9 protein-coding genes are annotated in these 12,632 nt (G+C 71.4%); 4 read left to right on the top strand and 5 right to left on the bottom strand.

Annotation, left to right across the window (positions count from 1 at the left end):
* Positions 1-65: 65 nt before the first annotated feature.
* Positions 66-938, bottom strand: coding sequence for a nitrilase-related carbon-nitrogen hydrolase (locus tag WMF20_RS36965; protein WP_437606481.1), 873 nt, complete (start codon positions 936-938; stop codon positions 66-68).
* Positions 938-2,386: a CoA-acylating methylmalonate-semialdehyde dehydrogenase gene (locus WMF20_RS36970; protein ID WP_437606482.1), complete on the bottom strand. Its 1,449-nt coding sequence runs from the start codon at positions 2,384-2,386 to the stop codon at positions 938-940. The genes WMF20_RS36965 and WMF20_RS36970 overlap by 1 nt, the downstream gene beginning before the upstream one ends.
* A gap of 596 nt (positions 2,387-2,982) precedes the next feature.
* Here WMF20_RS36970 and WMF20_RS36975 point away from each other — a divergent pair.
* Together WMF20_RS36975 and WMF20_RS36980 are read left to right on the top strand one after the other, a co-directional pair.
* Positions 2,983-3,411 (top strand): hypothetical protein, encoded by a 429-nt coding sequence (locus WMF20_RS36975; protein ID WP_237244411.1) that lies wholly within the window; start codon positions 2,983-2,985, stop codon positions 3,409-3,411.
* Between the two features lie 80 nt (positions 3,412-3,491).
* Positions 3,492-5,792: an Rv1355c family protein gene (locus WMF20_RS36980; RefSeq protein WP_437606484.1), complete on the top strand. Its 2,301-nt coding sequence runs from the start codon at positions 3,492-3,494 to the stop codon at positions 5,790-5,792.
* 27 nt (positions 5,793-5,819) lie between these two features.
* Here WMF20_RS36980 and WMF20_RS36985 read toward each other — a convergent pair whose 3' ends face one another.
* Positions 5,820-6,200: an STAS/SEC14 domain-containing protein gene (locus tag WMF20_RS36985; RefSeq protein WP_129578687.1), complete on the bottom strand. Its 381-nt coding sequence runs from the start codon at positions 6,198-6,200 to the stop codon at positions 5,820-5,822.
* A 137-nt stretch (positions 6,201-6,337) separates the two neighbouring features.
* A complete protein-coding gene (locus tag WMF20_RS36990) occupies positions 6,338-8,485 on the bottom strand; it encodes a hypothetical protein (protein ID WP_437606485.1) in 2,148 nt (715 codons plus the stop codon).
* Positions 8,486-8,877: 392 nt separating this feature from the next.
* Between WMF20_RS36990 and WMF20_RS36995 the strand changes: the two genes are divergently transcribed.
* Entirely contained in the window at positions 8,878-9,663 is a 786-nt protein-coding gene (locus WMF20_RS36995) for a TerC family protein (RefSeq protein ID WP_437606487.1), read from the top strand.
* Between the two features lie 156 nt (positions 9,664-9,819).
* The gene (locus tag WMF20_RS37000) at positions 9,820-10,275 is read left to right on the top strand and encodes a response regulator (protein ID WP_237244413.1); all 456 of its coding nucleotides are present in this window, start codon (positions 9,820-9,822) and stop codon (positions 10,273-10,275) included.
* 59 nt (positions 10,276-10,334) lie between these two features.
* On the opposite strand, the gene WMF20_RS37005 is transcribed toward WMF20_RS37000, so the two are convergent.
* Positions 10,335-12,449 carry an alpha/beta fold hydrolase gene (locus WMF20_RS37005; RefSeq protein WP_437606488.1) on the bottom strand — a complete coding sequence of 705 codons (2,115 nt, stop codon included), beginning with the start codon at positions 12,447-12,449 and terminating at the stop codon, positions 10,335-10,337.
* Between the last annotated feature and the right edge of the window lie 183 nt (positions 12,450-12,632).

Here is a 12,632-nt window from a genome sequence, read left to right on the forward strand (position 1 = left end):
GCTTCGCGGTGGACTTCGCATGGACCGGCTAGCGACCTCCGTCGCCTCGCCGCGGCCGGTGGCCCTCAAGGCAGCTGCTTCGTGAGCTCACCGTAGCTCTCGGGCCGGCGATCCCGGTAGAACTGCCATGTCCTCCGGACCTCCTCGATCAGGTCGAGGTTCATCTCGGTGACCACGAGCTCGTCCTGGTCCTCGCTCCCGGTCGCGAGGAAGGTGCCCCTCGGGTCGCAGAAGTAGCTCGTGCCGTAGAACTTGCCGATGTTCCACGGCGCCTCGGTGCCGACGCGGTTCGAGGCGGCGATGAAGTAGCCGTTGGCCACGGCGTGCGCGGGCTGCTCCAGCTTCCAGAGGTACTGGGAGAGCCCGGCGACCGTCGCCGACGGGTTCCACACGATCTCGGCCCCGTTCAGGCCGAGCAGCCGCGCCCCCTCCGGGAAGTGGCGATCGTAGCAGATGTACACGCCGATCCGCGCATACCGCGTCTGGAACGTGGGATAGCCGAGGTTCCCCGGCTTGAAGAAGAACTTCTCCCAGAACCCGTTCGTGTGCGGGATATGCGTCTTCCGGTACTTGCCGAGGTACGTCCCGTCGGCGTCGACCACGGCCGCGGTGTTGTAGTAGACGCCCGCCATCTCCCGCTCGTAGATGGGGATGATCATCACCATCTTGTACTTCTTGGCGTAGGCGGTGAGCCGCTCGACCGTCGGGCCCGGGACGGGCTCGGCCACGTCGCACCATTTCGCGTCCTGCGAGGGGCAGAAATAAGGCGTGTTGAAGACCTCCTGCAAACAGAGGATCTGCACCCCCTTCTTCCCCGCCTCGTCGATGAACGGGAGGTGCTTCTCGAACATCGCGTCCCGGATCGCGAGGACCGAGGCGCCCTCGTCGAGGGCCGGGGTCGAGCACTGGATCAGCCCGCCAAGTACGTTTCGTGCCATCAGAACCACCTCGTGATGACGATCTTGCGCTCCGTGTAGAAGTCGATGGCCGTCGGGCCGTGCGCCTTCAGGTCGCCGAAGAAGCTGCCCTTCTGGCCGCCGAACGGGAAGAAGGCCATCGGCGCCGCGACGCCGATGTTCACGCCGACCATCCCGGCCGTGACGCGGTGCTGGAACTCGCGCGCGGCGCCGCCGCTCGACGTGAAGATCGACGCCGCATTGCCGTACTCGCTCCGGTTCGCGATCGCGATCGCCTCGTCGAGGTCGCTCGCGCGCATCAGGCAGGCGACCGGGCCGAAGATCTCCTCGGTCGCGATCACCATCCCCGGCTTCACGTCGTCGAAGACCGTGGGCCCGACCCAGTTGCCGTTCGGATACCCCTCGACCCTGGCGTCCCGGCCGTCCACGAGGAGCGTCGCCCCCTCCGACACCCCCTTGTCGATGTACGAGATCACCCGGTCGCGGTGCGCCGCCGAGATCACCGGGCCCATGGTCACGCCCGGCTTCGATCCGTCGCCCAGCACGATCGACCTCGCGTGGCGGACGAGCCCCTCGCGCACGGCCTCGACCGCGTCGCCGACGCACACGACCACGCTGCCGGCCAGGCACCGCTGGCCCGAGCAGCCGTAGATCGACTCGGCCACGTTGCTGATCGTCTTCGGCCGCTCGGCGTCCGGCATCACCACGAGGAAGTTCTTCGCCCCGCCGAGCGCCTGGGCCCGCTTGCCCGCCTCCGCCGCGCTCTTGTACACGTGGCGCGCGACCGACGACGAGCCGACGAACGACACGCCCGCGATGTCCCTGTGCGCGCAGAGGGCGTTCACGACGTCGCGGCCGCCGTGGACCAGGTTCACGACCCCGGGCGGCAACCCGACCTGGTGGATGAGCTCGAAGATGCGCTGCTGCGAGAGCGGGACCTGCTCCGACGGCTTGAGGACGAAGGTGTTCCCCGTGGCGATCGCGTAGGGCAGAAACCAGAGCGGGACCATCGGAGGGAAGTTGAACGGCGTGATCGCCGCGAACACGCCGAGCGGCTGGCGGACCGTGTGGCAGTCGATCCCGGACGCCACGTCCCCGAGGCCCTGCCCCATCATCAGCGACGGGATGCCGGCCGCGTGCTCGACGTTCTCGATGCCGCGGCCGAAATCGTTCCTGGCCTCGGCCAGCGTCTTGCCGTGCTCCGAGGTGCAGATCGCCGCGATCTCGTCGCGGTGGGCGTCGAAGACCTCGCGCAGCTTGAAGAGGTAGCGCGCCCGCTGCACCGGCGGCGTCGCGCTCCAGCCGGGGAACGCCGCCTGCGCCGCCTTCACCGCCGCGTCGACGTCCGCCGCGGTCCCGAGCGGGACCTTTGCAAGAGATTCCCCGGTGGCCGGGTTCTTCACCTCGAGGTGCGTCGTCCCCGAAGAGCGAGACCAGGCGCCGCCGACGAAGTTTTCCAGCACGCGCATCGCGAAACACCTTTCCCCCGGCGAGGTGGTCACATTGACATCCGCAGCAGGCCGGGCGCCGGCCCTGTCCGCTGGACAATACAACCCACCGATCGAGCGCTACATGCGGTGGGGGTCATTCGTCAAGCCTCGCTGCGACGCCGCATGCGCCGGAGCCGCGGTGAGAAAGACCGTCCACGCACATTCCGTAGTATAGACCACAGCGTGGCTGACAGGCCCCGGTGCAACTGCCCAGCAGCACGTCATGAAATCCTTTGGAAACAACTCGGGTACGCCCTGGTCATGCCGCGTCACGCCGCACGATCGCGGGCGGTCGCCCCGCTCGGGCGGCGTCATCGACCGCGCCTCCGAGGCCGAGCCGGCCCGACGCCGCGGGCGCGGCGCGCGGCCCGGCCGCGCGCGCCGCATGGCGCCGCCACCGCGTCGAAAGTCGCCGCCGAGCGTTGCTGCGTCGATCGAACCGTCCTAGGTGCAACGCCATGGATCTCGCGACCCCTTGCCCCGTCGCCGTCCACGCGGCGGCCCCAGCAGACGGCGCCGCGATCTGGCGGCTCGGCGACGCGACGACGTAAGCTCTGCGAGCGCTCGGTGAGACGATGACCCTACCCACCATGCTGTTCGACACGACGGAGCACGTGCTCATCGCCGTCCACGGCAGGGAACCGCCGAGCGACGAGGACTGGGAGCTCTACATGCAGACGGTGCTGGCGCTCCCGCCCACCTGCTCCAAAACGCTGGTGGTGACCGCCGGGGGCGGCCCCAACGCGAAGCAGCGCGCGTCGGTCAACGATTTCGTAAGCAACCACACACTCACTGTGGCGATCTGCACCGATGCGCTGCTCGTTCGGCAGATCACGATAGCGCTCAGCTGGTTCAACCCGCGGGTGAGGTCGTTCCGGGGCAACGACATCGCGGGCGCCCTGCGCTACCTCGAGGTCAGCGGGCCCGAGGCCGCCACGGTGCACCACAAGGTCGCCAGGATGAGGCTCGAGATCGAGGGCCGGGCGCCCCGCACGCCGCGCTGATCGGGGGGCCACCGCGGGCCGCGGCGGCGGCGCCGGCCGGCGCCGCGACGCGCCGGGAGAGACCTGGTACCACGGTGGTCATGACCAGCTGGCAAGCGCTCCTCTCCTCCCCTCAGCGACGAGACGCGGAATCGACCGAGTGGCGGCCGCGCCTCTTCCGGCCGGCGCGCGACGCGGACGCCGAGGCGCTCGGGCGCCTGCTCCGCGACGACGCGCGCGTCCAGGTCTTCGACGCGATCGACCGGCAGCTCGCGGATCTGGTCAAGACGCGGCACCCGAGCCGCACCCTCGCTGAGCGCGAGATCGCGCGGCTCGTCGAGGAGCACCTCCGCGGCGCCCCGCGGGAGGCGTACGGCGTCTGGGTCCACTACCCGTGGTCGCACCGCCTCGTGCACCTGCTCGATGAGGCCGAGTTCGTCGAGCTCCGGACCAACCGCAACAAGTACAAGATCAGCGCCGAAGAGCAGGAGACGCTCGCGCGCCGGCGGATCGGCGTCGTCGGGCTCTCCGTCGGCCAGTCCGTGGCGCTCACCATCGCGCTCGAGCGGAGCGCCGGCGAGCTGCGCATCGCCGACTTCGACCACCTCGAGCTCTCGAACATGAACCGGATCCGGACCGGCGTGCACAACCTCGACGTGCCCAAGGCGGTCGCCACCGCGCGCGACATCGCCGAGCTCGACCCGTTCTTCAAAGTAACGTGCCTTTCCGAAGGGGTCACTCCGGACAACATCGATCGCTTCCTCCTGGAGGGGGGCAAGCTCGATATCGTCGTGGAGGAGTGCGACAGCCTCGATATCAAGCTGGAGATCCGCTACCGGGCGCGCGCCCACCGCATACCGGTCGTGATGGACACGAGCGACCGGGGGCTCATCGACGTCGAGCGCTTCGACCTGGAGCCGGACCGGCCGATCCTCCACGGGCTCGTCGGCGACCTCAGGCCCGAGCGCATCCGCGGCCTGTCGACCGAGGACAAGGTGCCTTATGTGATGCAGATCATCGGGCAGGACACGCTCTCTGCGCGGTTCGGCGCCACGCTCATCGAGGTGCAGCAGACGGTGAGCACGTGGCCGCAGCTCGGCTCGGCGGTCGTCCACGGCGGGGCCGCGGCCGCCGACACGGCGCGCCGGATCGCCCTGGGGGAGCCGGTGCGGTCGGGCCGGTACTACGTCGACCTGGAGCAGATCATCGGCGGCCCCGAGGGCGACCCGGCCGCGCCGCCCGCGCCCGCGCCGCGCCGCCCGGCGCAGGGCCCCGCGGCGCTCGCGCTCCCGCGCGGCGGGGACGACGCCGCCGCCCCGCTCGACCCGGAGCGGCTCCGGCGGCTCGTCGGGGCGGGGATCGCGGCGCCCTCGGGCGGCAACTGTCAGCCCTGGCTCTGGGTCTACGAGGCGCGCCGCCTCGGCCTGTTCCACGACCGGGCGCGCTCCGAGTCGCTCGCCGACTTCCAGGGGGCGGGCGGCGTGGTCGCGCTCGGCGCGGCCGCCGAGAACGTCGTCCTCGCCGCCCACCGCGAGGGGCTCTCGGTCCGCCTCTCGCCCTTCCCGCTGGGCGGCGAGGACCTCGCGGCGACGTTCGACTTCTTCGACGCGCCGGTGAGCGGCGCCGAGGACCACGCGATGGATCCCCTCGCGGACGCCATCGGGCTCCGGCACACGAACCGACGACCCGGCGAGCGGGCGGCGCTCGCCGACGAGCACCGGGCCGCCCTCGCCGCGGCGGTCCGGTCCGTTCCGGGGGCGGACCTCCAGCTGCTCGAGTCGCCGGCGGCGCTCGAGGAGATCGCCGCGCTCATCGGCGCGGGCGATCGCGTCCGGCTGCTCGCGCCGGGCACGCACGCCGACCTGATGAAGGAGATCCGCTGGACCGAGGCGGAGGCGGCGGCGCGCCGGGACGGCATCTTCGTCGGCTCGTTCGAGTTTTCGCCGGCCGATCTCGCGGGGTTCACGATGTGCCGGGACTTCCGCAAGATGGAGCTCGTGCGGCGCTGGGGCGGCGGCCGGGCGCTGGAGAAGACGGCGCGCAAGGCGATCGCCGGCGCGATGGCCGTCGCGCTGATCACGATGCCGCGCGCCGGGCTCGCGGACTACTTCCAGGGCGGCCGGGCGGTCGAGCGGGCGTGGCTCACCGCCGCGCAGCGGGGGATCGCCGTCTACCCGATGGCGACGCTGCCGTACCTGTTCGCGCGCCTCATCCGCGGCGGCGGCGAGGGGCTGGATCCGGAGACCGTCGCGGTCGCGCGGGGGCTCCGGGAGCGGTACGTCCGGCTGTTCGACGTCACCGACGCGATGGCGGAGATCCTGCTGTTTCGCCTCTCGCTCGCGGGCCCGCCGTCGACGCGCGCGCTCCGCCGCCCCCTCGAGGACGTGCTCGTCGTGCGCTGACCCGGGCCGCCCCGGCGGCCGCCCGCCTCACGGCGCGGCGCGGTCGCCGAGGAGCCAGGCGCGCGCGGCGCCCTCGTCCTTGAAGACCCGCACGAGGCCCGCGGTGCCCGCCTCCCGGGCGATGCGGGCCGCCTGCAGGGCGGCGAGGTCGCTCTGGACGAGCTCGGCGGTCCGGATCACCCCCAGCGCGGCCGAGGTCGCGCCGATGTCGCGGAGGAGCTCCGTCGCCTCCTCGGAGGCGATGGAGAACCCCCGGAAATCCACGAGGACGCGGATCCTCCGGCCGCAGAGCGAGCCGAGCGCCCTCCTGTACTCGGCGGCGTACGCGTGCGCCTCCTCCGCGCGCACGACGCCTTGCAACGTGACCTCGATGAGGGCGTTGATCCTGTCGATCTTGATACGGTACATGCCGCCTCGTGGGGGAGCTAAGACCGTAGCGCGCCGTCGCGGCGGAGCCAGCTCGCCGGCGCGACGCGAGCCTCGCGCCAGCCTCGCGCCAGCCTGGCCCTGGCCTCGCGCCAGCCTGGCCCTGAGTCCGGCCGCGGCTAGCGTTGCGGCGGCTTTGGCTCGGTGAGCTGGTAGACATGCTCGACGAACGCCGGGACGAGCTCCCGGGCGACGATCCACAGCCGCCCTTCGCCGAGGTCGTTCAGGCCGGCGGGACCGTCGTAGCTGAGCCTGCCGCTCTCGCCGAAGTAGATGAACGACGGCCGATCGTGGCCCCGGAACCACGCGCACGCGGCGTCGACCAGCGGGGCGAAGGCGGCGTCCCCGCCGGGGCGCATGGGGACGAGGCGGACCGAGTCGAGCAGCCGGAAGAGGTTCGTGCCGAGCTCGCCGAGCTCGAGGACGGCGGCCGCGACGGCCTCGCCGCGCTGGCGCGCGACGAGGATCGCGCGCTCCCGCTCGAGGCCGGCGCTGCGCCAGCGCTCGACGCAGGGGCCCATCGCGAGCCTGCCCGGCACGAGATCGAGCGCCTCCGCGTACGGGCGCGGCGACGTCGCGCACAGCTGGCCGAGCAGCGCCGCCTGCTCCGACGGGGTCGCCTCGCCGATCTCGAGCGGCGCGCCGTCCGCCCCGGAGGGCCCTCGGGGCAGCGCCGGGACGTCGACGCCCATCAGGCGGAACGGGAGTGAGAGCACGAGCCCCGTCGCCTCGTGCCTGCGGGCGAAGTCGAAGAACGACCGCTCGTTCCACGAGACGTGCGCCTCGGCGTAGACGATGACCCACCGGCACTCCGGGTCGGCCAGCGCGTACTCGCAGCAGCGCGTGAAGATGTCGCGGAGCACCTGGCGGGAGCTCAGGTTGGAGGCGCTCTTGGGCCGCTTCGCGAGCTGATGAAACATCCACGTGCCGTGGTAAGGCTTCATCACCGAGAAATTGCCCTCGATGCCGTGCTCGGAGAGGCAGGTGACGTTGTGCAGGAGGTGCGGCACCGCCGCGGCCCGCTGCGCCATCCGCATGAAGCTCGGCCGCATGGCCTCGAAGTTCTCCGGCCGCCGCCCGGAGAGGTTGAAGTAGCCGGACGAGGCGAAGAGGTCCCAGAACTCCGCCTGCCAGGCCGTCCCCCCGTAGGTGGTCGCGTGCAGGATGCGGGACACGAGCCGCAGCCAGCGCCGCTCGTCGTCGCGCTTCGCGGCGACGACGCGCACGCTGGAGAGCTGCCCGGCGCCGCCCTCGGCCGCGGACACCGACCGCACCTCGCCCTTCAGGTGGATCACCCCGTCGTCGCCGTCCGGGAGCTCCAGCGCGAGCTTGAGCCGCGGATCGAGCGGCGGCTGCCCCTCGCGCACCGCGAGCCGCAGGCTCGAGAACGACACGTCGACCACCTCGGCCACCACCGGCGGCAGGTGGAGCCAGTCCGGGTGCAGGAAGCGCGCGGTGAGCTCGACCTCGACGCCCCGCTCGTGGAGGCTCTGCCGGAGGCGCTCCACGCGCGCCGGCAGCGCGGACACGATCTCGCCCGGGCGCACCTGCTCCGCCCGGATGTTGAACCGGAAGACGGAGCTGTGCCCGGCGATCTCGACCGCGGACGCCTCGCTCCAGCCCTCGATGCCGAACCAGCGGACCGTCCCGATCCCCACCTCGCTGAGCATCACGCACAGGGATGGCGCGCTCTCGGCGGCGCGGCGGACGATGCCCTTCTTGCGCAGGAGGACGCTCAGGATGTCGCGCACCCGCCGCGGGTCGTCGATCACCTCGCGCACCTGCCCGGCCTCGGCGGCCGAGGACCGGAAGAGGCTCGAGGCCGCGGCCTTGGCCGCGCCGGCGTCGACGAGGGCGCGCAGCGCCTCGCGGATCTGGCCGCTCGCGCGCGCGGAGACCTCCTGGAACGAGAGGCCGATGAGCGGGCCCCGGAGGCCCATCGACTGCAGCACGAGGAGGGCGGGGATCGGGCCGATCTCGTCGCCGCGGAAGCCGAGGCGCACGAGGACCACGCTGCCGAAGGGGAACGACGTCTGGTAATCGGGCTCGATCCAGGCGCCCATCGCGCCGAGCAGGACGACCGGGTAGCTCGGATCGAGCCCCTCGATGCGCAGCCAGAGCTCGTCGCCGTCCAGCCAGCACGCCTCCGGCTCCTCGACCGGCAGATCGCCCTGCAAGAGCGCTCGCCCGAGCGATAACCCGTCAGCGCCGCCGCGGGCAGCCCAGCTCCCCTCCTGCCCGAATCCGATCTTCGGAACCAGCGTCACGAGGTCTCCCCCCCCTCCATGAGACTACCTGTTGCAGGTGGAGAACAGACGACCACGCCGCTTCGCCGGTGTGGCGAAAAGACACAGCGCCCCGCGGCGAGCTCGCCAACACCCCTCAGGAGCTCACCTGGAAGCCAGGAAGGAGGCAGATCCACTTGATCGTACTTCCATATCATCTGTACCGGATCGCGACATCCTGCGTCAAGCGCCGGGCCTTTCCCTTTCAAGCCCGCGCGCTCACGCGAGCGCCCACACCGACGCTGGCCGCGGCCCCGCGCCCTGAACGCGGGAGCAAGATCGCCCTGGATCCAGCCGGAGAGCGGGCCATCGCGGGACGACGTCGCGGGCGTCCGCGCCGCGTCATGCTACAAAGGGCCACCCCGATGCCCGACATGAGCGCCTTTCTGCACGCCGACGGCTGGCTCACGCTCGCGACGCTCAGCGCGCTGGAAATCGTGCTTGGAATCGACAACATCGTCTTCCTTTCCATCATGACGGCGAAGCTGCCGCCTGAGCAGCAGCCGCTCGCGCGCCGCATCGGCCTCTTGCTCGCCCTCGGGATGCGGCTGCTCCTCCTGCTCGCGATCTCATGGGTCATGGGGCTCAAGGCGACCCTGTTCACCCTGTTCGGACACGGCTTCAGCGGTCGTGACCTGATCCTGCTCGGCGGCGGTGTATTCCTGATCGGCAAGGCGACCCACGAGATGTTCGACAAGCTCGAGGTCGAAGATCCCAAGGGCGCGCCGTCGAGGGGCGGGGCGTCGTTCCCCTCGGTCATCGCGCAGATCGTGCTGCTCGACATCGTCTTTTCGCTCGACTCGGTCATCACCGCCGTCGGCATGGCGCAGCACATCTCGATCATGATGGTGGCCATGTTCGTCGCGGTGGGCGTGATGCTCGTCTTCGCCGGCAAGATCGGCGCGTTCATCCACCGCCACCCGAGCATGAAGATCCTCGCGCTGAGCTTCCTGCTCCTCATCGGCGTCGTGCTGGTGGCCGACGGCATGGGTCAGCACATCAGCAAGGGCTACATCTACTTCGCCATGGCGTTCTCGCTCGGCGTCGAGCTCATCAACATGCGCCTCCGGCTGCGCCAGAAGCCGGTCCAGCTGCACACGCGGATCGGGAGCTCTCCGGAGCTCTTGCAGGCGCCCGGGCAGGCTCCTCGGGGGAGCTGAGGCCGCGCGGGGGCGCCGCGGCGAGGGCGGAGACCGGGGCCGCTGGAGCGAGCTCCGGGAGAGCCTGTAAACAATTCGCACAGATGCGGTGTCCGAGGGTAGACGGCGAGAGCGGCCGGTCCCAGAAGTGACACCGGAGTTCTCCACGAGGTGAGCGTGAGCGACGAGCAGGGAGACGCAGGACGGGGGAGGCGGCGCGTCGTCGTCGTCGACGACGACGACGCGATCGTCGAGACGCTGGAAGAGGTGCTGCTGGCGGAAGGCTATGACGTCGAGGGGTACACCGATCCGCTGGAGGCCCTGGAGCGGCTGCGCTCCCAGGCGCCGCCGGACGTCATCATCCTCGACTGCGTGATGCCGTTCCTGGACGGGCCGCGCCTCCTGGAGACGCTCGCGGCCGAGGGGAGAGCGGTGCCGGTCGTGCTCGTGACCGCGCTCAGCGATCCCGGCTTCTGCATCGACCCGGACCACCCGGACGCGACGAGGATCATCAACAAGCCGTTCGACCTGGAGCAGCTGCTGGAGACGCTCGACGACCTCTCGAGCGCGCCCCCGGTGAGCGGGCCCGGGTCGCGGCGGCGCGCGCGGGCCTCGTCGACGCAGCAGACGTAGCGACGCGCGGCGGCGAGGCCCGCGGCGCGCGGCGCCGGCGGGCCTCGGCAGGCGCGGGATCAGGGCTGGGGGAGCGCCGCGGCGAGGTCGTGGACGACCTCGGCGCCGACGGGGACGGTGAGGCTCGCCCCCTGGAAGTCGCCGCCGATCGGCTCGTAGGAGCCGCCGAGGCACTGGGCCAGGAAGGTCTCCGCGATCGCGTTGAACGACATGGAGTTCTCCGGGCGGGCGAAGCCGTGGCCCTCGTCGGGGTACAGCGCGTAGGTCACCGGGATCCCCTTGCTGGTCATCGCCTTGACGATCTGATCGCTCTCGGCCTGCTTCACGCGCGGATCGTTGGCGCCCTGGCCGATGAGGAGCGGCCGCTTGATCTGGTCGGCGCGGTAGAGCGGCGAGCGCACGCGCAGGAGCTCGCGGCCCGCCTCGGTGCGGAGGTCGCCGACCCGCTTGGCGAAGAGCTCGAGCATCGGCGCCCAGTAGGGCGGGATCGACTCGAGCAGGGTCACGAGGTTCGACGGGCCGACGATGTCGACGCCGCAGGCGAAGGTCTCGGGCGTGAAGGTGAGGCCGACGAGCGTCGCGTAGCCGCCGTAGCTGCCGCCCATGATCGCCACGCGATCCTTGTCGGCGATGCCCTGCGCGACCGACCAGGCCACCGCGTCGAGCAGGTCGTCGTGCATCTTGCCCGCCCACTCGAGGTCGCCCGCGTTGATGAACTTCTTGCCGAAGCCCGTCGAGCCGCGGAAGTTGGGGCTCAGCACGGCGTAGCCGCGGTTCGCGAGCCACTGGTGCATCGGATCGAGGCGGAACGAGCTGCGCGACCAGGGGCCGCCGTGGACGAGGAGCACCGTCGAGAGCGGCTTGTCCGGCTTGCCGTCCCCGTCGGGGTCGGCGGCGCGCGGCAGCGACAGGTAGCTCACGAGCTCGAGGCCGTCGCGCGCCTTGATGACGACGGGCCGCATCTTCACGAGCGGCTGCGACTCGAGCGCCGTCCGGTTCGTGAAGAGGAACGTCGCCTTCTTCGAGGGGCGATCGTAGAGGTAGTACCGGACCGGGCCGTCGGAGACGGTGTAACCGACGGTCCACCGCTTGTCGTCGAGCGAGCGGCTCAGCACCTCGAGGTCGCCGTCGGCGACCGCGCGGAGGGCGTCGAGGTCCGGCTGGAGGCTCTTGTCGATCACGTGCCAGCGCTTGCGCTCGTGCTCGGAGGCGGCCGCCTGCACCTTTCCGGTCGCCGGGTGGACGATCACCCCGCTGACATCGGCCTTCGCGTCCTCGGCGAGCACCGCGGGCTTCGCGGTCCTCGGGTCGAGGGTGACGAGCGCGGCGGTGTCGCGGCCGCGGCTGTCCCGGAAATAGAGCGTCTTGCCGGTCGCGTCGAAGCCGATCGCCCCGCTCGTCGCGGCGTCCTCGTGCCCGAACGCGACGAAGGGCTTCGGCTCCTTGCCGGTGATGTCGAGGAGCTCCTGGCCTCCATCGCCCGTCATCCGCACCGCGAGCCGCGCCTTGAAGTCGTCGTCGGCGACGAACCCCGCGAACCCGTCGTTCTGTCGCACGAGCTTGCGCTCGCCGGTGCGGACGGAGACGCGGTAGAGGTCGTGGTGCTTCTTGTCCCGATCGTTCATGCCGATCAGGATCTCGTCCGGGATCTTCTTGCTCACCCCCTCGAACGTCGCGGAGATGCCCTCGAACGGCGTGAGGTCCTTGATCTGCCCGGTCTTGAGCTCGACGGCGTAGACATGCCAGTTCTCGTCGCCGCCCTTGTCCTGGCGGTAGAGGACGTAATCGCTCGCGTACGGGAACAGGAAGGCGCGCACGCCGCGGGTCTTTTCCTTCGTGACCGGCTTGGCCGCCGATGGATCCGAGGCGGGGCCGACCCACAGGTTGAGCACGCCCTCGGAGGGGGCGAGGAACCCGAGCCGCTGGCCATCCGGGCTGATCTTGGGAGACGCGCGATCGGGGTTGCCGAAGAGGACGCGCCGCGGGAGGAGCGTCGCGTCGGCGCGCGGCGCGGGCTTCGCCGGCGCGGCGGGCGCCGCGGCGGCCGGGGCTGCCGGGGCCGGCGCGGCGGCCTGCTGGGGCGGCGCGGGCGCGGGCGCGGGAGCGCCGCCGCACGCGAGCGGCGCGAGGAGGGGCAGCAGGAACAGCGATCGGAGCTTCTGGGGCAGGTCCATGGATTCACCCGAGGCGCGGAGTCAGCGGCGGCATTCCGCATGCGCCGCGCCCGCGCCCCGAGGGTCATACCGAGATCGCCGAGGCAGGTCTACGGCCGCCGCGCGGGCCGCGCGCCTCGTCGCGGCGCCCGATCTCCCGGCCCGCGGGGCGCGCCGGGCGGCTCGCTGCGGTGTCGTGGTGGT

This window comes from Sorangium sp. So ce834 (assembly GCF_051521425.1).
Lineage (GTDB): Bacteria > Myxococcota_A > Polyangia > Polyangiales > Polyangiaceae > Sorangium > Sorangium cellulosum_D.

Bases quoted from the DNA above. Each gene is read 5' to 3' on its own strand.
- WMF20_RS36980 (WP_437606484.1), top strand. From the start codon at position 3,492: ATGACCAGCTGGCAAGCGCTCCTCTCCTCCCCTCAGCGACGAGACGCG.
- WMF20_RS36970 (WP_437606482.1), bottom strand. From the start codon at position 2,386: ATGCGCGTGCTGGAAAACTTCGTCGGCGGCGCCTGGTCTCGCTCTTCG.
- WMF20_RS36995 (WP_437606487.1), top strand. From the start codon at position 8,878: ATGAGCGCCTTTCTGCACGCCGACGGCTGGCTCACGCTCGCGACGCTC.
- WMF20_RS36985 (WP_129578687.1), bottom strand. From the start codon at position 6,200: ATGTACCGTATCAAGATCGACAGGATCAACGCCCTCATCGAGGTCACG.
- WMF20_RS36975 (WP_237244411.1), top strand. From the start codon at position 2,983: ATGACCCTACCCACCATGCTGTTCGACACGACGGAGCACGTGCTCATC.
- WMF20_RS36965 (WP_437606481.1), bottom strand. From the start codon at position 938: ATGGCACGAAACGTACTTGGCGGGCTGATCCAGTGCTCGACCCCGGCC.
- WMF20_RS37005 (WP_437606488.1), bottom strand. From the start codon at position 12,449: ATGGACCTGCCCCAGAAGCTCCGATCGCTGTTCCTGCTGCCCCTCCTC.